The organism is Nostoc sp. FACHB-888 (genome assembly GCF_014696655.1).
In the GTDB taxonomy this organism is placed as follows: domain Bacteria; phylum Cyanobacteriota; class Cyanobacteriia; order Cyanobacteriales; family Nostocaceae; genus Nostoc.
Map to the genome: position 1 here is coordinate 1 of NZ_JACJQM010000070.1, position 22,319 is coordinate 22,319.

The 22,319-nt window shown below is 39.9% G+C and carries 20 protein-coding genes and 1 pseudogene; 14 read left to right on the plus strand and 7 right to left on the minus strand.

What is annotated here, in order from left to right:
* Nucleotides 1–192 precede the first annotated feature (192 nt).
* From H6G26_RS27735 to H6G26_RS27745, 3 genes are all read left to right on the plus strand, one after another.
* Nucleotides 193–1,527 carry a ParM/StbA family protein gene (locus H6G26_RS27735; RefSeq protein ID WP_190733243.1) on the plus strand — a complete coding sequence of 445 codons (1,335 nt, stop codon included), beginning with the start codon at nt 193–195 and terminating at the stop codon, nt 1,525–1,527.
* A complete protein-coding gene (locus H6G26_RS27740) occupies nt 1,502–1,963 on the plus strand; it encodes a hypothetical protein (protein ID WP_190733245.1) in 462 nt (153 codons plus the stop codon). The genes H6G26_RS27735 and H6G26_RS27740 overlap by 26 nt, the downstream gene beginning before the upstream one ends.
* Before the next feature lie 75 nt (nt 1,964–2,038).
* On the plus strand, nt 2,039–2,503 hold the full coding sequence (locus H6G26_RS27745; RefSeq protein ID WP_190733247.1) for a hypothetical protein: 465 nt from the start codon (nt 2,039–2,041) through the stop codon (nt 2,501–2,503).
* Nucleotides 2,504–3,017: 514 nt separating this feature from the next.
* Here the strand turns inward: H6G26_RS27745 and H6G26_RS27750 are convergent.
* From H6G26_RS27750 to H6G26_RS27760, 3 genes are all read right to left on the minus strand, one after another.
* Entirely contained in the window at nt 3,018–3,692 is a 675-nt protein-coding gene (locus tag H6G26_RS27750; RefSeq protein ID WP_190733249.1) for a hypothetical protein, read from the minus strand.
* Nucleotides 3,693–4,254: 562 nt separating this feature from the next.
* Nucleotides 4,255–4,983 carry a ParB N-terminal domain-containing protein gene (locus H6G26_RS27755; RefSeq protein ID WP_190733251.1) on the minus strand — a complete coding sequence of 243 codons (729 nt, stop codon included), beginning with the start codon at nt 4,981–4,983 and terminating at the stop codon, nt 4,255–4,257.
* Nucleotides 4,980–5,570, minus strand: a complete 591-nt coding sequence (locus tag H6G26_RS27760; protein ID WP_104902328.1) for a ParA family protein — start codon at nt 5,568–5,570, stop codon at nt 4,980–4,982. Before H6G26_RS27760 ends, H6G26_RS27755 begins: the two co-directional genes overlap by 4 nt.
* Nucleotides 5,571–5,675: 105 nt before the next feature.
* Between H6G26_RS27760 and H6G26_RS27765 the strand changes: the two genes are divergently transcribed.
* The 7 genes from H6G26_RS27765 to H6G26_RS44315 all read left to right on the plus strand — a co-directional run bounded on the left by H6G26_RS27765 (nt 5,676) and on the right by H6G26_RS44315 (nt 14,948).
* Nucleotides 5,676–6,707 carry a PDDEXK nuclease domain-containing protein gene (locus H6G26_RS27765; RefSeq protein ID WP_277883922.1) on the plus strand — a complete coding sequence of 344 codons (1,032 nt, stop codon included), beginning with the start codon at nt 5,676–5,678 and terminating at the stop codon, nt 6,705–6,707.
* 120 nt (nt 6,708–6,827) lie between these two features.
* Nucleotides 6,828–7,181, plus strand: a complete 354-nt coding sequence (locus H6G26_RS27770; RefSeq protein WP_190733255.1) for a hypothetical protein — start codon at nt 6,828–6,830, stop codon at nt 7,179–7,181.
* A gap of 329 nt (nt 7,182–7,510) precedes the next feature.
* Nucleotides 7,511–10,243, plus strand: coding sequence for a DEAD/DEAH box helicase family protein (locus H6G26_RS27775; protein WP_190733257.1), 2,733 nt, complete (start codon nt 7,511–7,513; stop codon nt 10,241–10,243).
* Nucleotides 10,244–10,278: 35 nt separating this feature from the next.
* The gene (locus H6G26_RS27780) at nt 10,279–10,941 is read left to right on the plus strand and encodes a hypothetical protein (RefSeq protein ID WP_190733259.1); all 663 of its coding nucleotides are present in this window, start codon (nt 10,279–10,281) and stop codon (nt 10,939–10,941) included.
* A gap of 45 nt (nt 10,942–10,986) precedes the next feature.
* On the plus strand, nt 10,987–11,781 hold the full coding sequence (locus tag H6G26_RS27785) for a hypothetical protein (RefSeq protein WP_190733261.1): 795 nt from the start codon (nt 10,987–10,989) through the stop codon (nt 11,779–11,781).
* 15 nt (nt 11,782–11,796) lie between these two features.
* Complete coding sequence (locus H6G26_RS27790) at nt 11,797–13,563, plus strand: class I SAM-dependent DNA methyltransferase (RefSeq protein WP_190733263.1); 1,767 nt, start codon at nt 11,797–11,799, stop codon at nt 13,561–13,563.
* Nucleotides 13,560–14,948 carry a restriction endonuclease subunit S gene (locus tag H6G26_RS44315; RefSeq protein ID WP_190733265.1) on the plus strand — a complete coding sequence of 463 codons (1,389 nt, stop codon included), beginning with the start codon at nt 13,560–13,562 and terminating at the stop codon, nt 14,946–14,948. The genes H6G26_RS27790 and H6G26_RS44315 overlap by 4 nt, the downstream gene beginning before the upstream one ends.
* 230 nt (nt 14,949–15,178) lie before the next feature.
* On the opposite strand, the gene H6G26_RS27800 is transcribed toward H6G26_RS44315, so the two are convergent.
* Together H6G26_RS27800 and H6G26_RS42905 are read right to left on the minus strand one after the other, a co-directional pair.
* Entirely contained in the window at nt 15,179–15,784 is a 606-nt protein-coding gene (locus tag H6G26_RS27800; RefSeq protein ID WP_179077032.1) for a tyrosine-type recombinase/integrase, read from the minus strand.
* 201 nt (nt 15,785–15,985) lie between these two features.
* A complete protein-coding gene (locus H6G26_RS42905) occupies nt 15,986–16,144 on the minus strand; it encodes a hypothetical protein (protein WP_242053908.1) in 159 nt (52 codons plus the stop codon).
* On the opposite strand from H6G26_RS42905, the gene H6G26_RS27805 reads away from it, so the two are divergent.
* The 4 genes and pseudogenes from H6G26_RS27805 (at nt 16,077) to H6G26_RS27815 (ending at nt 21,070) form a co-directional block, all read left to right on the plus strand.
* Complete coding sequence (locus H6G26_RS27805) at nt 16,077–16,214, plus strand: hypothetical protein (RefSeq protein WP_190733267.1); 138 nt, start codon at nt 16,077–16,079, stop codon at nt 16,212–16,214. The two genes, H6G26_RS42905 and H6G26_RS27805, sit on opposite strands and share 68 nt — an antisense overlap.
* Nucleotides 16,168–16,287, plus strand: a pseudogene (locus H6G26_RS42910) (integrase); the annotation flags it as partial. The gene H6G26_RS27805 and the pseudogene H6G26_RS42910, both read left to right, overlap by 47 nt.
* 123 nt (nt 16,288–16,410) lie before the next feature.
* Nucleotides 16,411–17,550 carry an HNH endonuclease gene (locus tag H6G26_RS27810; RefSeq protein WP_190733269.1) on the plus strand — a complete coding sequence of 380 codons (1,140 nt, stop codon included), beginning with the start codon at nt 16,411–16,413 and terminating at the stop codon, nt 17,548–17,550.
* A gap of 136 nt (nt 17,551–17,686) precedes the next feature.
* Nucleotides 17,687–21,070 (plus strand): HEAT repeat domain-containing protein, encoded by a 3,384-nt coding sequence (locus H6G26_RS27815; RefSeq protein ID WP_190733271.1) that lies wholly within the window; start codon nt 17,687–17,689, stop codon nt 21,068–21,070.
* 227 nt (nt 21,071–21,297) lie between these two features.
* Here the strand turns inward: H6G26_RS27815 and H6G26_RS27820 are convergent, their stop codons facing one another.
* Nucleotides 21,298–21,603: a hypothetical protein gene (locus H6G26_RS27820; protein WP_190733273.1), complete on the minus strand. Its 306-nt coding sequence runs from the start codon at nt 21,601–21,603 to the stop codon at nt 21,298–21,300.
* A gap of 59 nt (nt 21,604–21,662) precedes the next feature.
* Nucleotides 21,663–22,319 carry a hypothetical protein gene (locus tag H6G26_RS27825; protein WP_190733274.1) on the minus strand — a complete coding sequence of 219 codons (657 nt, stop codon included), beginning with the start codon at nt 22,317–22,319 and terminating at the stop codon, nt 21,663–21,665.

Consider the following 22,319-nt stretch of genomic DNA (forward strand, 5'->3'; position numbering starts at 1 on the left):
TACAGCTTGTTGCACAGCCTATGCACAATTTTACTGTCTGGTAATTGGGCAGAAAATCTCGTTTCTTTTGACTAATTGCACAGCTTATGCACAGAAAACGCAGTTAAGTTGTGCAAACTTTATACAAGCTGATTGGGCAATATTTCGCTGCTTACGCTAGAGTGCAGTTAGCCCTCAAATATCAGCATAAAAATGGCTTCACATATTAATCTTGCTGTATCTATAGATGTCGGTGGCTCTGGCACAAAAATTATTTATAAGGCTAATGGTTGGGATAAACCACAGTTTTTTTTGATGTCGCCTGAAGTGGAACAGATAACTAAGGCTGATTTTCAACGTTATCAGGAAAATCAAATGTGGAATGGTATTCCTTTACCAGAACACCAAGCCTATCTAGAATGGCAGGACAGCATCTTTATTGTTGGTGAATTTGCGAGTGAATTTGCGGTGGTGGATCGGATTCATGAGCGCAAATACGAAAATGCTTTATATAAGGTACTGGCTGCTGTCGGTGTAATTCTACAAAAACATAATGTCGCTATCAAAAAGCGAAAATCCGAGGCTCCCAAAATCACGTTAAGTTTGGCATTCTTGCTGCCTTGGAATGAATATAACGATCACAAACGTTTCTTTTCGCAATTACAACAGATGTTCAAAGCCTTCAAATTTCGCGGTCAGGCTTGGGACATAACGCTAAGTGAGAATTTTTTGTGCCGTCCAGAAGGGGCGGGACTATTAGGGATTTATACCAAAATCCAAGGTGTGAGTTGGTTTCAACAAAATCAAGTCGCAATTTTGATGTTGGGTCATCGCAACACAACATTACTTTGTTTTGATAAGGGGATACGCAAGAGTGCCGATAGCCCATTGCTGGGGTTTAGTTCTTTTTTAGATGATGTCTGCTCACGGGTGTCAGGCATTGGACGTAACCAACTAGCACAGGCGATTTTTTCCGGTTTATATGAGGCAAGACAGGAAGTATATCGCTATAACGCGCTGGCTGACGCATACACTAGCCATCCCAATTGGGGCAGCTTAAAGCCGATTAAACTGTTAGCCTCGGCGCGGGATGAGTCTTTACGGCAGCGCGAAGTGGAAGATTTAGTTAAGGCGATAAGGGCAGGTACAGAAGATTATTGGCTGCGGTTGAAAAAGTGGTTGGATAAAAATCTGACAACATGGCCAAAGCAAGTAATCGTTGGCGGTGGTGCGGCGGCATTTGTCGAACCGGAACTAGAGGATTATTTCGGATGTACACCTTGTGGAACTCATGAGAAAAAGCTAACTTGGGGTGAACGCGCACCAGCCTACAAAGCAACAAGAGATTACACCAATACAGAGACTAGACCCCATGCTAATTTGCAGTGGTTGTCAGAGATTCAAGAAAAAATTCAATACCTGTTTAAGATTAGTTATTCAGACCCAGAGGGGTTAGCTTTTCGATTAATAGATTGCTTTGGCATGATGGATCAGCTATTGGATAAAACCAAAGAGGTTAAAGGTGACAAGAGCGAAAAAACTGCGTAAGAGTCTGTCACTGCCTCGCTTTCAACCGATGGAAAATACGCCTTTAGCTGTGGTGGCTGATTACCTCAATTCTTTGGAGGTAACTGTTGCTAAGAGATTGCTAGAAGAAATGTTGGTGATGTATTTTCTGCCACGCGCTCAGTATAAGTTTGGGGGTTGCTCACAGCAGCAATTGACAAATTCATATTTAATTTCACGGCGAATGGCAGAAAGTCATTTTGGCATTATGGCGCTGGAGTTGGGGCTAGAGGCGAGTGTTTATAGCTGTGTGTCTGTGCCATTAAATCAGGCTCCAGCACCCCTTAACGACACACCTGGGGATAGCCAGAAGCTATCAGTCGAAACGCCATCAACTGTTGAGCAAGCAGAAACTCCGCACTCAAGTTTGATTGCTGGTGAAGAATCAGTTGATTTAATGGATCAGCTGTTTAGTTGATTTTGATGTTTCAATCTCAAACTGAGCGTTTTCTCTAGTAAAAACATTGCTAACAATAACTAGGTAGGTGGCTAGATGAATCCCATATCTAAAAAACGCTTGTCTCTAACTATGCGGCTTCAGCCTTATGAGGGTGATGTTTTAGCGGAAGTTGTCGATTACTTGAACTCGCTGCCCAAGGATGAGGCACAGCGTAAGGTGGCTGATATCTTGGTGGCTGCTTTCTTGCCAGTGGCGCGGTATTCGAGCGGTAATTTTACAAGAGAGCAGATCCGTTTTGCTTGTTGGGAAGCGCAGGACTCATTGAATAAACACGGCAGTTATATGCGTTTGGCACTGTCGGTGGAACAACCGCAGTTTGTGGCATCACAGCCAGCGTTGCCTGCACCAGTTGTAGCGGTCAATGCCCCAAGCTACAAGAGTAATGCTTTAGAGTCGCCTGATCTCCTGGGGGAAGCGGCTGGTTCAATCAGACCTGCTTCAATAGTTCAAGGTCAGGCTTCGTCTCAAGAATTGGATGCGATTTTTGGAGGAGATTGAGCGAAGAATATTTGAACGATAAGCCGCCGCAGTTTCAGAGGGGTGAACTCTGAGGCGGCTTTTGTCGTGCTTATGTAGTTATTCCGTAGTCTTTTTTGATGGCTGTTGCTTCGGCTTCTGCTTTTCATTTTTGGCTGTCAAAAACTTTCCGCCAAATATGGCGTACTGTGCGTCAGAAAAAGATGGATTAGGGGTTCAGCCGGGATACGCGCAAATTGGGACACGTTGTAAAGTTATGTTACGCAGATGTTTGCAAATGCTTGATTTTACGTTGTTTAATACCAGATTGAGTGTGTCTTCTCTTGTGAAAACATTCCCTAAAAAGGTCGTTTATGGGCAAGTTTAAGGGACTGAATAGCGTGAAGAATTGATTTTAGCGTACAAAAATTTGAATATCCCCTTACCATTTTTGGGCAAGTTAGTAAATTACTAGACTACGTTGCGTAATATTTGTTTACAACGTGTCCCAATTTACAGGTATCCCGGCTGAACCCCAAAATCACCCGGCGATCGCCTAGAACTGGATTGGTGTGTCCAAGTCCCCTTGTAGCTCAAGTCTGCCTTCAATCAAATATTCCCACACTTCACCAGAGGATCTGCGCTCGTAATTATTTGGCGGAGGTTGCATAGTGGGAACCTCTATTTCAAGGTTTCCTTCACCTGCCCAATAATGTCTCCAAATGCGCTCAATATCTTCACTCGACCACGTTTTCTTACGATAAGCAAAACGCATTAAAGAAACGATCTCCATATTTACCCTCGCTACTCTAGTTAACGAGTCTTTGAGAAGCGTGAATTTTCTAACTGAGTTGAGATTCCATTTATAAAGCTCATGTGCTTTTATACAATCTTCTTGAGTAGCAAATGCATAAAGAGCCGACAAACGCGATGGAAGCTGTTTAAAAAAAAGCGACCGGATCTTTTCAGCATCAGAGTCAACATGAGGATCGCTAATTGCAGAAACACAGTAAAAAGACAAGAAACCAGCTCCTGCCGGGTTACTCAGGAATGATAAATAGTTGATTTCATCTTTCAAATACCGATCTTTAAAATTAGGATCTGTGTAAGCAGATGCATAGACTATTGAGGAAATTCCACCTTCAAGTCTAAGATTCTGCCTTTTGAATTGATTATCGAAATCACAAAAAATGAAATATTCAGTAGGGATTTGTTCAGCGTTGATTCTCATAGGTATTGAGCCGAGATACGTGTAAAAACCTGCAAGATGGTCTGGAAAGCGTTGCTATATATACGTTCTATTATTTTTCATGTCTAATGAGAATTTGTGCATGAATGCACTGGCACTTCTGACCCCATATTTGCTTTTCGCCTACCCAAGAGTTTTATAAATACTCTGTGGTAGGAGGCTAATACTTTAGGTTGTAATCCATTGCGTGTAGGAGTTTCAGAGATTTTACGGCGAAAGCTATTTATCGTTCAACCTGTAAAACCTGTAAATAAAGTTAATAAATACTCCAGTTCTTGTAGCGATACATACCCAAGATTTGCGCTCTCTTGCTAATTTTACTTAAAAATGCCTGAACTCTATATATAGTAGGAGTTTCCAGACCATCTTGCAGGTTTTTACTTGTATCTCGACTCAATACCATATATGCAAACCTTAGTGTAGTTAAAAACCATCAGCTTAATGTAAATCATTATACAAATCATGTGTAGTATTTATCGAAAGTACGACACCTGTCGTACTTTTTGGTTGGTCGATATCTTGGCTAAAATCCAGATACATAAGTTTATTTCTCGTTACCCAAGACATCCTCAATCAAGTTCATGAATTCTGACAGACGTTTTGCTAAAGCTTTCTCTTTCGGGGTTTTCGGCTCAATTTGTTGCCATTGCTTCAGCTTAGTTAACGCTTGTTTTAAAAGTACGACACCTGTCGTACTTTTATCCTTGTCAGTATCTTGCTTCGATTCAAAATATCTTTGTACTGTACGCAGGTTTTTGCCAACTACAACTGCTAGAGCAGGCATTAAAGGCTTTTGTCCTTTCTTGGGTCTTCCCTTTACGTCAATAAATCCAGCAGTGCGTAGACGCTCGGCAATCGCTTTCACCTCGTTTGGTGTATAGTCTCTGCGCTGTTCGTTCTCTGCTATTTCTACTTGCAATGCCAAATCTGGTTCTGATTCCGCATCAAATGGCAACATCCTGATAGGAATGCGATTATCTGGGAACTGATGAAGATATTTATCTGCCTGCTGTTCCTTTATAAGTTGAATTGCCGCTAACCGATGCCCTCCAGCCAGCAATCTAGCTTTATTATCTAAAACCAATGGTTCTATTAATCCTAAAACAGCAATTGACTCTGCCAAAGACTCAACGTGCTTTGGATTTAAAGGTCGCGTATCCTGCTCACGGTCTTTAATCTGCTCCAGTAAAACTGTAGAATCTTGGAGCTTTAGGGGTTGAGATTGCCCCTGCCGTTTTTGAGCGACCTCCAGAATTTTATCAAAATTGGTCATGAGAGAATTTCCTTACCCACTGCCTGGTAATCGCTCCAGGCATCAGAAGCACGAGGATCTTTTACCATATAAACTGGAACTCCAAAATTTTCAGCTTTCAGGTAAACAGCCATTCTTCTAATCCAAGTTTTAAACAAGGGTAAGCCAATTTTTTCAAGACTTTCTTTGGCTTTATATCCATCACGGCTGGGGGAAGGAGGAACACAAGTCAGTAAAACTTTAAACCTTCCAGGCGGCAATTCGTTCAGTTCTCCCACAGTTTCAATCAATGCTTCTAGAGCAAAAGTGCTGGGATGTGTGGGAATGATCAGTAAATCACTAGAGCTTGCTAATGCTTTCAACTCATTACTGGCAGGACGGGCGGGAGTATCAATCACAAGATGCTCAAAATCGTTGGCTTGGTCTATTTCGCTCTGATCATAAACATCGAAAGGACTTTTACCACGCTCTGACCAATGCAATACAGAGCGATTAAGATCACCATCAGCTAGTACAGTTTTACCTTTGATAGCAAGGTAAGCTGCCAGATGTATTGCTGTGGTAGATTTTCCTACACCCCCTTTGAACGATGCGATAGTAATAATCATTGCAGTTTCGTCATATTCCAGTCATGATGGCGGATTGTACAGCACAAGAGGCAATAATTAAAGAGAATTTACACGGGTTGGGGTATGGCGGATAACTTATCACCAATGGATGGCTATGATGACTTTTTACGAGAGTTAAAAGAACGCATACGCAACGCCCAAGTAAGAGCAGCTTTGTCTGTTAACCGTGAGTTAGTGTTACTTTATTGGCAAATCGGGCGCGAAATTATCATCAGACAGCAGCAGCAGGGATGGGGTGCAAAAGTTATCGAACGTCTCGCCAGAGATTTAAAAGCAGCTTTCCCAGATATGAAGGGATTCTCAGCACGTAATCTAAACTATATGCGGGCTTTTGCTGAAGCTTACCCAGATGAGCAAATTGTGCAACAGCTTGTTGCACTAATTCCTTGGGGGCATAATGTTCGTATTTTGGATGCTATCAAAGACATAACAGCAAAGCTATGGTATGTACAAAAAACCTTAGAAAACGGTTGGAGTCGAAATATTTTAACTCTACAAATTAACAATAGACTTTTTGAACGTCAGGGGAAAGCTGTTAATAACTTTGATGTTATATTACCCTCTCCTCAATCAGACATTGCTAGAGAGACTTTAAAAGACCCTTATGTTTTTGATTTTTTAAGTTTAGGAGAAGCAGCACAAGAACGAGAAGTAGAAAAAGAACTTGTTAAACATATTACCCAATTTCTTTTAGAATTGGGTGTAGGATTTGCTTTTGTTGGCCAACAATATAATTTAAAAGTAGGAGATAATGATTTTTATATAGACTTGCTTTTCTATCATGTTAAACTACATTGTTTTATAGTGATTGAACTGAAAACTGGTAAATTTAAACCTGAATATGCAGGAAAAATAAATTTTTATCTTTCGGCAGTGGATGATTTGCTCAAATCTCCTGTAGATAGTCCTTCAATTGGTTTAATTTTATGTGCAAGTAAGGATAATGTTATTGCTGAGTATGCACTGCGTGATGTCAATAAACCAATTGGGATTGCTGAATGGCAAACTAAACTTACTAAGTCATTACCAAAAGAGTTACAAACAAAGTTACCAACTATTGAGCAGTTGGAGGCAGAACTGGAAAATTTATCTGTAGAAGTAGAGGATGAAGAATGATTAAAAATATGAATATTTGAATTTGCAAGCATGGAGAAACTAACTGATGATAAATTAGCTTTTTATGATGCCCGAATCAGGGAAGCAGAATGCTGACAAGAAAGAAGTTACGGAAAGATTATGATTCCATTAGAATATTTGAGGATAAAGGAAAAGGTAAGACAGCTTGCTCGTAAATCCGGCATAACAGCAATTGATAGCTGCTACATTAGTCTAGATTTAGAAGCAGAGCGCCCAGATTGGGGATTAATTGGGGGGATATTTTACCCAAATCACCTCGAAGAAGAGATAACGTCTCAAGAAGAAACTCTTACAAAAATTGCAGACAGCCTAGATATTTGGCTGGCGTTAGTTAGAGCTAAGAATGTTGTTGCATCTTTGAGAAAGAAAGCACTCTCAACCAAAAAAATAGAACATATCAGACACTACCTTGATGTTCAGTTCGTTTCATCTACGGCTACTGTCAACCATTAGTAATCTGGCACTTTTGGTGCAGGGTGGTGCTGGCAGCGATCGCCGGGGTATGAGTAGCATTCGCGCAAAGAACCGGGTTAACAGATATTACATGAGTAATACAAGGCTTTTTAGAAGCTGAAACCCTTATTTTACCGTTGAGTAGTTACTCGATAATCAGTAAAACTCAATGACCTTCATTATCGTCATAATCCTTACCTAATAAGGTTTTTAAGCTTAACCAGGTTTTCTGAGCAGAAAAAAATAAAGCTTCCAGTTTTTCTAGGTTGGTCTATTTGGTGATCGCACTTGGGAACACTAATATAAGTAAAGTTCTAAAATATACTTTAATGTCCTCAAGCGAAGCCTTCACCAGAACCGAATTAATAGACCCAGCTTTAGAACTAGCAGGATGGAACCTGAAAGACCCAAACCAGGTAGGGTTTGAAATTCCAGTGGATGGCTATGATGCAGAACCTTGGAACGGCATCACTGACTACTGCTTGTATCAGGCTAATGGTGAAGTAATAGCTGTAGTCGAGGCCAAACGACAAAGCCGCGATCCACGTATTGCTCAAACACAGGTAGAACATTACGTTACAGAAATAGAGAAGCATCAAAATTTTCGCCCTTTTGCATTTATGACGAATGGGCGAGAATTTTATTTTTGGGATGTAGGTAATTCTGCTAAAAGACAAGTTGCTGGCTTCTTCTCGCCAGCAGATTTGGAAAATTTACTCTACATCCGCCAGAATAAAATTCCGTTGAATTTAGTGCCAATTAATACCCTAATCGCGGGTAGAAGCTATCAACAAGAGGCAATTCGGCGAGTATGTGAAACATTTGATGAGGGTCAGCGCCGTGCTTTGTTGATCATGGCGACGGGGACAGGGAAGACGCGCACCACAATGGCAATTATTGACCTGTTTCTCCAGGCGAACCAAAGCCGTAAGGTATTATTTGTTGCCGACCGTGATAATTTGGTAGACCAAGCTTTGACCGATGGTTTTAAGCCACATATCCCTCATGAGCCGTGCGATCGCATTTTCACCCACAACATTGATAAAACCAAAAGGCTTTACACTGCAACGCTACAAACTTTGGCACGATGTTATCAACAATTTACCCCAGCTTTTTTTGACCTGATTATTTTTGATGAAGCCCATCGGTCAATTTTTAACCGTTTTCAGGAGGTAATGGAATACTTTGATGGGCGGATGATAGGGCTAACAGCGACTCCAGCAAGTTTTGTTGATCGTAATACCTTTAACACCTTTCATCGCTTTGATGGTACGCCAACATTTCTCTACGAATACAAAAAAGCAGTTAATGAGAAGTATTTAGTAGACTTTAGCCCATATCAAGCCCAGACCAAATTTCAAAAAGAGGGAATTAAAGGGGCAACTCTCAGTGAAGAAGACCGCAATGCTTTGATAGAGCAAGGTCTTGACCCTGATGAATTGGACTATTCAGGTACAGATTTAGAGAAGACTGTCAGTAATAGAGACACTCTGCGAAAGCAGTGGGAAGAAATTCTGGATGTTTGTCATAAAGATGAGTCTGGACAACTACCAGCGAAGACAATTGTCTTTGCACTGACTCAAGATCACGCTTTGCGGCTGTGTGAGGTGTTTGAAGAAATGTATCCCCAGTATTCGGATTTGGTGCGGGTAATTACTCACAAAGCTGAATACAAGGGAAAGCTAACAGGCAGATTCAAACATGAAGATATGCCTCGAATTGCTATTTCTGTGGATATGTTGGACACCGGAGTAGACATACCAGAGGTAATGAATCTGGTGTTTATGAAACCTGTACAGTCCCAGATTAAACTCTGGCAGATGATTGGACGGGGAACTCGCAGCCAAGAGGCTTGTAGACATTTGGAGTGGTTGCCAAATCGCACTAAGCAAGAGTTTTTGATTATCGACTTTTGGGAAAACGAATTTGAGGCGAAGCCACAAGAGGCAGTGGCGCAAACTATTCCCGTACTCCAAAGGATTTTTAACACACGCTTGGATTTACTTGAGTTGTATTTGTTTGAGCAAGTATCACCAGATTGTCAAGCAGTAATTGCCAGTTTGCGCCAACAAATTACAGAAATTCCCACAGATGCTTTTACTGTTAAAAAGCAACTGAATGAAATTGAGGAAGCTTGGACAGATTCATTCTGGAGTTACATTACTCAAAATAAATTGAAATTTCTGCGGTTAAAAGTTGCCCCACTGCTGCGGTTTGTTCCAGGGGTAGATGTAGCAGCAGCAACCTTTACTAGCAAAATGGAGCGTTTGAAAATGGAAATTCAGACGGAAGGAGCAACACCAAATACTTTACAATCCATTGCTGAAGATGTAAGTCGCTTACCAGATTTTGTGCATCAGGACACCCAAAAGCAAGGTGCAGTGAAGTTATGTCTGTCGTCTCGCTTGAAAAATGCAACGGTGGCTGAGTTGAATCAGGTGATTGCTGCTTTAGCTGAACAGATGAAGAATCGACGGCAACGCCCCAGTATCTTTTTAGAATTAGACTTGCCTGATTTTGTCAAAACCCGTGGTTTCATTACTGTCGGTGAGGGTGGTGAGCAAGTATATGTGGAGGAGTACAAAAAAAGAGTTGAGGAAAAAATCACAGCAATTATTGAGAACCATTCTACTATCAACGCTATTCGCCAAGGTGAAGCAGTAACGGATATGCAACTGATTGAGTTAGAGCGCACTTTGCGTCAAGGTTTGGGTGGTGGTAATATTCAACTTTCGGAGTCTAATATTCGTAAAGCTTACGGGTTGAAGAAGGCTAGTTTTTTAGCATTTTTGAGGTATCTGCTGGAATTAGATGCGATTCCTGATTATGAAGAAGTAGTTAAGCGTCAGTTTGATGAATTTATTAGTCTATGCCAGTACAATGCCAATCAAATTAATTTCTTGCGGGCGGTGCAGAGTGTATTTTTACAGAAGCGTAGTTTAGAAGTAGCAGATTTGTATGAGGGTGCTTTGGCAAGGTTTGGGAGGAATGCTGTAGAACGGCTATTTTCTAATTATGAAGTAAATAAAATGTTGGCTTTCATAGAAAATATAGCGGCTTGATTAGCATCTTTTTAACTTTAAAGTGGGGTTTTAAAATGATAAATATATATATACGGAAACGGGAAATATTTATTTCTTCTACACTAACTCCAGTAGCATTAAGTAATAGAAATAAATTTCGACAACAGGTTATAGAAGCGATAGATAAAGAAATCATAAATAATCATTATACAAAAAATGTAAATATAAGAGTTAATGAGTTTACGCTCAGAAGAATAATAGAAAAGTATTCTGAGCAAGCCGTATATCGCCCTATTGATGATATGCGGTATTATTTTCAATATTCAAAAAGAGCTTTTATTGAACCAGGCTATCCTCCTTTGTTCTACCCAGCAGTTGTAGATAGAAAACGTGCTGCAAATATTAGTGCTGTTTCCGCTATAGGTGAAGGTGTATCTGGGCTAGTATTACAACAGATGTATGGTTGTAGAAAACTAGTACGACCATACAAAGATGGTGTAGATATAGTCATGACAAATGGGCGAGAAACCTATTTAATAGAAGCAAAAGGCTCTGCTACCCCTCAAGAAGAGGATTTCCTAAATAAGTTAGATAATGAATACTTACTACAAATGGTTTGCGAAACTTTAAGCTCTGCTGGCATAGATAGTAGGAGACTTAAAGGGTTTTTAATAGGAGTACATCTTAAAGACGAATTAAATTATACTTGTTATATTACAGAAATAAAAATCTACTAAATAACTTTAACTAATAAAATCAACGGCATAATTTAAGACTAATATATGAATATTTTAAACAATGGTGAGCTTAAAATATATAAACAAACAAAAGTTCTTATTGATGAAATATGTAACTATGAAAGGCTATGCACATTATCAAGAGAAAAAATAAATGCAGATGTGGCAATGGCGATAACAGAAATAGTCTCTATTTATATGCGAGATATTGCTAAACAAAACGATTTTAGTTTATCTGAGAAAAAATTAGTGGAACAGGCAGTTTCAAAAGCAAACGCGATATTTAAACAAAAATTATTAAATACAGAATTTGAAACTTATTACACAATTCTAGATAAATATTTAGAAATAGCTAGGCAAGATTTAACAAGAAAACCCTCTAGCAGTAACAAATCTAGTTTTGCAAAAAGTATAGTGGATACTAAAAGGCAAGAACTTCCACAAAACATAGATATCTTAGAAACTGATTCTTCTATAGAAGTTGCATATGACTTTTTACTGTGTAGATTATTAGAATTTGAAAGAGAAAAGCTGTCTCAAGAATTAGAGTTTAAAAAATTAAATTTTATTAAAGTAGGTTTTAACAATTATATAGAAGGTTTGCTAATATACCCAGAATTAGAAGATGTAGAGGAGTATACAATAAATATTAGCAATTTACCTCAAGAATTTAATGTAAAAGTAATTAATAATTTTCCCGTTGAAATATATCATGAAGATTATGTTTACATAATTGATGATGATGGAACAATATTTGTAAACGTTGAAAATTTAAACAGTGAAAGCTTTTTTATGGCGGGACGATTACTTATAGAATTAGCAATGGCACTATATGGTTAAACTGAAATACAGAGTATGCTTACTGACACCAATCTAAAATCAAAGGTAGATCAACTTTGGGATAAGCTATGGACTGGTGGCTTATCCAATCCTATGGATGCTATCGAGCAATTCTCATTTTTACTCTTCCTCAAACGCTTAGACGAAGCTGAAGATTTAAGAGAACGCCAAGCCAAGCGCCGTAAACAAGAGGATTATCAGCCACAAATCCCCCTAGAAATGCGTTGGCGACATTGGACACAGATGAAGGCTGATAATGCTTTAAGCCATATCAAAAATAAGGTTTTCCCCTGGTTGAAAGAAATGGGTAATCCTGAAAATCAGGAAGAAACCAATGGAATGGATAATTCGGAAAATCAGGAAGAAGCCAATGAAAATAAAAGTTCTTTCAGTCAGTATATGCAAACTGCGGAATTTAAAATTAATAAATCAAGTCTATTAATTGAAGCCTGCAAAGCCATTGATGAGATGAAAATCTCGGAACAAAATCAAGATGTACAGGGTGATTTGTATGAGTATTTATTATCAAAGCTGAGTATCGCTGGCAGGAATGGACAGTTTAGAACACCTCGCCATATTATTCAGATGATGGTGGAAATGGTGGAACCTAAACCCACTGATAGAATTGGTGATTTAGCTGCGGGTACTTGTGGGTTTCCAGTAAATGCTTATCAATATATTTTGGAAAAACACACCAGTCCAGAAATATTGTATGACGACAAAGGACAAAAGCAGCTAGTTGGGAATATGCTCTCTCCTGAAGAGGCGGAATTTTTACAAACTCAGGCTTTGACTGCATACGATAATGATTCTGGAATGACGATGTTACGCATCGGTTCTATGAATTTGATGCTGCATGGTATTGAGCATCCCCGGTTCTTTTATAAGGATACCCTTTCTAAATATTTTGATGATAAACAAACCCTGGATTTAGTATTGATGAATCCGCCTTTTAAGGGAGCAGTTGATCCGGGTGATGCTCATCCGACTCTGGCGGGTAAAAGTAAAAAATCAGAATTGCTATTTTTGCACCTAATTCTGCGCGTCTTGGATATGGGTGGCAGATGTGCGGTAATTGTCCCGGATGGGGTGCTGTTTGGTTCCAGTAAGGCGCACGTTGAAATTCGCAAGAAGATTATTGAAGAAAATCGCCTGGATGGGGTGGTTTCCATGCCTAGCGGGGTGTTTAGACCTTATGCGGGCGTGTCCACGGCGGTGTTGCTGTTTACTCGTGGGGGAACGACTGACCGCATTTGGTTCTACGATATGGAGCATGATGGCTTTTCTCTGGATGATAAGCGCCAACCTGTAGCTGAGAACGATATTCCTGATATTCTGAATTGTTGGCGGCATCGATTTGATGCTGAGTTCACAACTCAAAACGAGGAACGGTTAGCTGAGTTAAAGATGCAAATTGCGCCTTTGAAAGCGAAACGGTTGCTATTGCTCAAGGAAATTAATCGCTTGACGTTTGAAAATGCCGTTGCACCCGCCGATGATGAGCCAACGCGCATCGCTTTGGAAGCAGATAACCAACTATTGGCACAACTGCATGAACAGATGACACCCTTGCAAGCAGAAATTAATCAATTAAATCGTCAGTTTTGGGTGAGTAAGGTGCAGGTGAAGGGGAACAAGTATGATTTGTCAGCAAGTCGTTATCGTCAAATTGAGCAGGATGAAGAATTTTATGATTCGCCACAGGTGACAATGAAGAGGTTGCTGAATTTAGAGGAAGTAATGGCGGCGGAAGTGAGAGAGATGGAAGGTTTATTAGAGTGATATTTAAAGAAGTCAAAATTGAAACACTAGCTCATCCAGAACGAGGATCTTTCAAAATTGGCCCATTTGGAAGCTCACTAAAAAAACATGAACTTGTGAAAAGTGGGATTCCTGTAGCTGGAATTGAAAACGTTCTACCAAACCAGTTTGTATCTTCTTTCCGGAAGTTTATTACTCAAGAAAAATTTACACAACTTGCAGATTATGAAGTTAAGACAGGAGATATCGTTGTCACAACGATGGGAACGATAGGACGCGCTGCTGTTGTTCCAAAAAATATTAAAACTTTAATTATCGATTCTCATCTTTTTCGTATGAGAGTTGATAAATCAAAAGTTTATCCTCCCTATCTATGCTATGCCATCAATGGATATGAAGGTTTAAAGAGACGGCTAGCACAGATGTCTAGAGGTGCAATTATGGAAGGTTTAAATACTACGATTCTAAAAGAATGTAGTATTCCTCTTCCGCCTTTAGCAGAACAAAAGCGGATTTCAGCAATCTTGGGAAAATGCGATCGTCTGCGGCGCACCCGCCGCTACGCCCTACAACTCAGCGATACCTTCCTGCAATCCGTCTTTTTGGAAATGTTCGGACAGGAAACTGCTAAAGATTTTCCTCTCGTAACAGTAGAATCATTAACTAAAATAGGAAAAAACACGCTTCGTACAGGGCCATTTGGAAGTCAATTATTACATTCTGAGTTTTCAGAAACTGGTGATATAGCAGTTCTTGGTATTGATAATGTAGTTCAAAATTGCTTTACTTGGGAAAAACCACGTTACATAACATATAAAAAGTATGAACAGCTCAAGAGATATACTGTTTTTCCAAGCGATTTACTTATAACAATTATGGGAACTTGTGGCAGATGTGCTATTGTTCCTGAAAAATTTCCAACTGCTATTAATACAAAGCATCTATGTTGTATTACGCTAGACAAAAACAACTGTTTACCAACTTATTTACAAGCTTGTTTTCTTAGGCATCCTTTTGTGTTGAAGCAGCTAGGTATTTCAGAACGTGGTGCTGTCATGCCAGGTTTAAACATGAATATTATTAAAGATTTAGTGTTACCGCTTCCGCCTCTACCTTTTCAACAAAAATTTGCCCAAATCGCCCAAAAATTTGAACGCCTCCGCACCCAACAACGAGAAGCCGAACGCCAAGCAGAACACTTATTTCAAACCCTGCTACATCGTGCTTTTCGGGGTGAACTCACATCTTCTGACTTCGATGATGAAGCAGTATCAGCCTTATCCAAGGAATTTGACGTAAAACAGCCAAAACCAAAATCTACAGTTGAAGTTGCTGAATATCTCCGTACAAAAGTCAACCAGCAAGAAACAGAAGCAGTTCAATTAACCTTGCCAGGGTTGGAATAGATGGCGTGGAGATTCGCAACTCCGATAACGGGGTATGAGTATCATCGGCTCAGAAAAGCGGGTTTATAGATGTATACATGGTGAGGTGCTTACATCCTGTGACTGTAACCCTGATATCAGCGCTGTCATAAGTGGCAGGAATATACAGGGCTGACGAAAGCCAAGCTACTCATTTAAGAGACAGCAAAATTACTGCATAAATCGCAGTAAAAGATTACTGAACCTAAATATTAAAATGGATTTTTCCCGTCCCAATCCCAATTAAAATGCTCAAACCGTTTGGGATTCTGAGCAGTGTAACGAACACTGTGCTGAATATTTTTATGACCAAGATAAGCTTGGATGTCACGAGTCGTAGCACCCTGACTCGCCAGATGGTAGCCGCAAGCATGGCGAAATTGATGCGGGTGAACTTTGATCCGAACCCCTGCCGCCAATGTTGAACGCTCGACAATCTTGGCTACTGCATCTGGAGAAAGAGCATTACCGCGTTCGTTGGGAAACACAAAAATGCAGTTTGGGTAGAGTGTTTGCAGTTTCAAGAGAAGTTCTTTTTCGTCCTCCCCCAAGGGATGAAAACCACTCTCACTACCCTTAAGGCGATTAATCCAAATCGTTCCCTCATCCAGCATCACCGCATCCCATTTGAGGTTGCAAGCTTCAGATGCCCGAAAACCGTGGCGAAACATCATTAATAGTAAAGCCAGATCGCGCTCTCGATGTCTGCCTCTAGAACCTGCTGCGGCAACAATCTTGTTCACCTCAGCCAAAGTCAGGTATTCTCTAGATCGATATTGAATATTTTTTTTGCGGATTAGCGGCAATGGTTGGTTCATTTATAATTTATGGGAACTGTCAGGAATTGGGTCATTTTCCCGACAGTTATTATTCTCCCAAATACCTGCTACTTCGTGAACCCCCCACGCAAATTCACTTCAGTTAAGCCACGCTTATCATTCACACCCTCAAAATCCCAATTTCACCCCCATTGATAAGTTTGGCAAATATCTATCCTTTATCTATACAAGGCTTGGGGGTTACTCCAAGTAGTGGCGACTTGATTGCTGATTTTTAACCCTTGGAATAGCTGCTCCCGAAGCGATGGCGTAACCGCCCTTTCCGGTGGCGATGGCGTACTCGCCCACCGGAGGTGATCGCTTCAAGGGATGGGGCATTGATATCAGAGTTGATATCATTTTTGGCACAAGTCAGGCGATGGCACAGGGTCAGGCATTCGGCGATTACAGCAGCGCTCGATGCTACTGATGGAAATATCAGAAAGGTGCAGAAATTGAGCCGTCATGCTGACCTGCGAACGCTGATGATTTATTTTGCATAGCTGAGGCTAAAACAGATTCCAAAACGTAAAGTTTTTCCGTTTTGGCACGGTGAGCCTTTGTCTATTACGTGTTCCTCAGTTATAAAGTAAATATTTAAACTTCAATAAAGCTATTTTTTGTGTATGCTTACTTGTTATATATGTAGTTGCATAATTACTAAAAACAACACTTATAAAGAACATATAATACTTAACGCACTAGGTGGCAGATTAGTTTCTCCTTCAATTATTTGCCAATTATGCGCTCCAAAATTTGATGCTATAGACACAGCACTTGCAGAACAATTGAATTTCATTGGATTAATGCTTGACATTAAAAGAGATAGAGGTAAAAATCCCCCCATTAAAGTAACAGTAATTGAAACGGGTGATGTAATCTCTTTAGATACTGGAGGAAAGCCTGTTCTAATTAAGCCAATTATTAAGGAAAATCCAGATAATGGAGGTATATCAATTACAGCAAGAGATAAAAAAGAAATGAGAAAAATTCTTACCGGGCTTACAAGAAAATATTCTTTTAATGAAGAAGTTGAAGCACTTATCAAGAAATCGAACAAGAGCGAAGAATATTTTGATAAGCCTGTAAATATTCATATAAAACTAGGGGAAGAGGAAGGCTTTCGAGCTATATGTAAGATGATAGTTAGCTTTTATATGCAGAATGGTGGAAACCGACAACAGATATTACACCTTCTTCCTTATATTATGCAGGGTACTCAGGAAAAAATTGTCTGGTACTATTATGCTGATGAGGTAATTAATGCTAAAAGTGCAACTTTTGAAGTAGTACATCGTCTTTTTGTAAAAGCAAGTTCAAATGAAAAACTAATGTATGGTTATGTTGAATTGTATAGTACATTTAAGTTTTTAATTTTAATGTCAGATGATTATATTGGGGAAGATTTTCATCACTCTTATTGTTTTGATATCTTGAATCAAAGTCAAGTAGAACCATCTTTTAATATGAATTTACCAAGAGATACTGTTTTAGAGGTTGTCAGCTTTAGAGAAACTAATTTAGATAAGTTTAAATATGTATTACAAAAGCTCTTACTTTTTATAGATAAAAAACAAAGTGATGATTGCATAAGTAATATAGTTCAAAAAAATCTTGACATGGCATTTGAAAGTCTTATAGAAGGAGCAGTTCCTAGTGATGAAAAATTTCAAATGTTGATTGAAAATTTATCAGAAGATTTTGCTAAATTTTTATATTCAAAAAATAAAGCTTTTCAAGATTCTCAAGAAAAAAATCTTGAGTAGTAATCACTGATTACAGTGATTTAATAACCTCGTGATGTAAGAGTGAACTGGAAGACTGTACGCAAATTAGTCGTGGTTAGTATCCTACGTTATTATAGGAAAGATTCTCTTAAGATGTATATAAATTTACTCTTGCATGATTGCCCCTAGCGAGTTTCAGCGTTATCTACAATCTATCCTTGATGTGTCACTAAAGGATATTCAGCAGGAGGTACGCGATCACTATATTCCAACGCTGGCAGAATTGCCATTGCAGGTACAAACCTATACATCGTCTAAGCCAGACTCACAGGAGTCGCAGGATAAAAAGCGAGAGCAGTTCGCGGTGCTGGAGGGGCTAAGGAAGCACTCTCCAGAGCATGTACTGCTAGTAGGTAAGCCTGGTTCAGGGAAATCGACTTCGCTGCGGCGGTTGCTATGGGAAGAATCGCGGTGCTGTGTAGAAGCAATCGAGCAAGGCAAGAGTGAAATTCCCGCAATCCCTATCCTGCTCGAACTGCGCGGTCTTAGCGGTTCGGTGTTGGTAGCAATTCAAAAAAAACTGGAATGGTGGCTTGACCTGGATGAAAAAATTTTAAGATATCTCTTGCGCGATAGACGATTGTTGGTGATCTTAGATGGTTTGAATGAATTGCCCAATGACAAAGCTTGGCAGGAAGTAGATGAGTTTAGACAGTTATGTGCTGATTTAAAGGTTCCTTTAATCTTGAGCACGCGAGAGATGGGTTCAGGCTCGAATCTGAGGATTCCTAAGAAACTGGAAATGTTGCCACTAACCGAACCTCAGATGTGGGAGTTTGTCCAAAAGCGGTTGTCGGAGACGAGTGGGGAACTGTGGCGGCAGATTAAGGGGCGGCTTCGAGAGTTAGCAGAAACGCCACTGTTACTGAAGCTATTGTGCGATGTTTTTGAGCAGAATGGTGAAATTCCCACAAACCGAGGCGATCTGTTTCGTAAAGAATTTGCGCGACGGTATGAGGAATTTAAACCTGAACGACTCAGAAATGTTTCTGAGGACTCGCGTCGTTCTATGTTCGACCTACTGAGCTATCTCGCTTTTGAAATGGTTCAGGGTGATCTGCATACCGATCCTTGTAAACCTAGTGCTTCTTGGGTCACTATTCCCAAGACTCAGGCAGAGAAAATACTAGCCACTTTTCTGGCAGGCGATAACACACCAGATGTGGCGGTTACGCAAAAGGCTAAAGAGTGGTTAGAGGATTTGGTGGAATGGCATTTGCTCCAAGTAGCTAGTAACCCTGGCCACCTTGAATTTCACCATCAACTGTTTCAGGAATATTATGCGGCGGAGCGGCTAGTACGGCAGTTGACAGAGTTGAATGATGAGGGACTGAAGTATTACTTGAATCATCTAAAGTGGACAGAACCGCTAGCAATGAGGATGACGTTTGTGGAGTCAGAGGCGGTGGCGGTGCAGGTGGTGAAGCTGGCACTGGAAGTAGATTTATATTTGGGGGCAAGGTTGGCGGGAGAAGCTAGGCTATCTCTACAACAGGCTACTGTAAACGTCCTTCTCCAAAAAAATTTCAGCACATCACTCACAATCTGGCTTTTAGAACAAACTCAGTCACAAAGGGCGTTGCCATTCTTACTTGATGTTTTAAAAAATGGAAACTCCGATACCCGTTGGCGTGCCACGCGAGCTTTAGGCAATTTTGAAAATGTGACAGTTTGGATACCTTTAATTGAGCTATTAAAAGATGATGACTCTTCCGTTCGTTACAAAGCAGCACAGTCATTAGGAAAATTGGGTAATGTGGAAACAGCTTCATACCTTTGCCCAGTACTAGATGATGAGGATTGGTCGGTTCGCAGTATTGTTGTAGATGTTTTAGGACAGTTGGAAGGAAGAGCAACTATTGACTGTTTGAAGAATGCGCTAAAACATGAAGATTCTACTGTTAGAAACAAGGCTGCTAAATATCTGGGACAGTGTGCTACTCAAGAAGTAATAGCTTCACTGAACGAAGAGTTGAATAGAGGTAATATTGATACCAAAAGAGACATTTTACAGCTTTTAGGTGAAACAAAAAGTGCTGCGGTTCTTCCCATCTTGATTCATGCTTTATCAGATGAAAATTGGATTATTCGTTCAGAAGCTGTCAGTCAAATAGGTTTACTAGGTATCTGGCTGGATTCAGATTTATTTGACGATGCGGTAACTGCATTCATAAATCTTCTAAAAAACGATTCAGAAACCTTGGTTCGTTCTAGTGCTGCAATGTATCTAGGAGTGATCGGTGACTCACGAGTAGTACCAGTCCTGATCGAGGCTTTATATCAGGATGATCAGGTTGTGCGTTCTTCTGCTGCTTATGGTCTAATGCGATTACAGGATCAGTCAGCCATTAAAGACCTTACTGAATCTCTAAAGGATACAGAGGATAACGTTCGTGAAGCAGTTATCAAAACACTACGCAGCCTAAATGCAGTGAACGCATTACCTGCCCTAAGAAGATTGTCGCAATGTAAAGCGGTTAATGTTCGGCGGGAAGTAATATTCAGTCTTGGATTTCTTGGTGACTCTCAAGACATATCTAGTTTGTACAAAGCTTTGCAGGACAAAGAATTTTCTGTCTGTGTCTGTGCAGCTCATTCATTAAGTCAGTTAAACAATCGAAAAGGAATACCTATTTTAGAGGATGCCCTTAAAACTGGAAATAAAGATGCTCGCGAGCTAGCGATTAGCGGTCTAAAGAACTTTAAGGGAAAAGTTGGTTTGTCCAGTATTCTCACAACAGCATTCGTGGATGATGAGTACTCTATCCGAAAAGCATCTATTAACTTTCTAGAAAGCTTTAAGGAGAGTCAAGAGGTAGTTAGTCAACTCAAAATCGCTCTCAGCAATCAAAATGAAGATATTTGTCGAAACGCAATGGATGCTGCCAAGACGCTAGGCAATGCTGAAGTTTTATCTGAATTGAGGCGACTTGCAGAAACAATCACAGTTGTCGAAAGACCTTTAGAGGCGATCGCTGCTATCCAATCACGCTGTCAGTTCTACAACTACGACATTGCCCGATTGCCGCCCTTTCGTAGTGTGAAAAATTTGCTACATAATAAGCTAGACAACATTATCCAGGAACTTAAAAACGTGTCGGAAGAACCCAAGCGTGTTATTAACACTCAGAACTACTTTGAAAAAGGCACTCATGCTCACACACACAATTACGCAACCGATGAAACTCTAAAACAACAAATTACAGAAATTCGCCAATTAGTGCATCGACTTCAGCAAACCCATCAGCCTACTAACGAAACTCAAGCTGTTGAAATCATTGATATCGAATTTCGAGAAATCCAAAAGACGAACCCAACTCGCTGGCAGAATATCCAAAAACAACTGCAACTGTTAAAACGCCAACTTCTTAATCCAGAACGTCATCTGACTGCAAGCAAAGCTGCTCTTGGTGAAGTTGCTAAACACTATTTGGAAGACAGTGTTTTAGCTAAGGCTCTTATCACATATATTGATACTATGAGTACCGATATTGAGTAAGGAGAATAACTTAATACAAATCAACACGAGATATTGCAACGAATAAAACGAGACTAATCTTGGACTGATTAGAGATTACCAGCCCCTTCTCAAGCAAAAACTGCTGTAAGCGTTTACGTACATTTAATTATTCGTCTAGTGTTGAGCATCATTGAGGAAGGATTGAGTTAGAAGCAAATGCCCCATTGTTATGAAGAAATACGTAACTGCTTTGTGAACGGTATGGCTTAACTTTCTTCTTTCCACTCCTTTGGAATCTTATCTAATCTGTCATTGGCATCCTTTGCAAATTTCAGGCAACCCACGCTCGAAATAACCCCCGCAGCAGCAGTGATAGAGCCTTCTTTAAGAGTCCCAAATAGTAAAAGTCCTGCTCCTCCTACAGTAATCATGCTACACAATAAAGTTGTAAACCAAGCTAAGTTGAAACTTTGATGAGCTTGGCGCAAGCGTTCTTTAGCGATGCTCAGTTTGATTTCTGAATAAGGATTATGGGCAGGCTCAGGATTTGAAGATAAAGAGGAGTTTTTCATTTGATTATCAATAACTTTTGAAATTCTGAGGAATCAACTGGTTGTATGAATTCACAAACCTAATTGGTTGTACGTTTATCACCAACTTGCTTTGTGGTATTACTATCCCGGTAATCTGACCACCAAATCATTAATTTAGCCCAACCCATTGACAGCAAGCATTGAGTAGTTCGTAGTTGGAAAACTAGTCTCGAACATCCAGAATCAATCCAATCACGTTGTAACTCTTCTAGGTCACTACGCCAGTCTACGGGAAGTTTTTTTACAAGCCATGCTGGGAATTTTGGTCGGCGTTTAGATTTTTGAGAGTCACTAAAAAAATCCTTGATTGCTTCATTAAATTCTACGTTGGCGTTCTGAAAATTTTTCCTCGAAGTCTGCAATATTTCAATTGTATCTTCTATCTCACGTTGAGCTTGCAAGAGATTATCTCTGTCGCAATCGTTGCACTGATTATCAGATTTCAGGGTAAATTTGATGGATGAGTCCATCATCTCAATTTTGCTAATAACTCTGTTTATTTCCTGGTCTTTCTGCTCTAAAAACTGTTCTATAAATGTTTTAATTTTGTGTCTGCCACAAAACAAAACTAGAAACGATATTACTACTACTAATGTTGGCAATAGCCATAGCAGTGCTAACACTGGCAATAGCACAATCTGCAATATTATTGGTAGTTTGGGTACGAGTTTTAAAAACTTATCAAAAGATTTCAT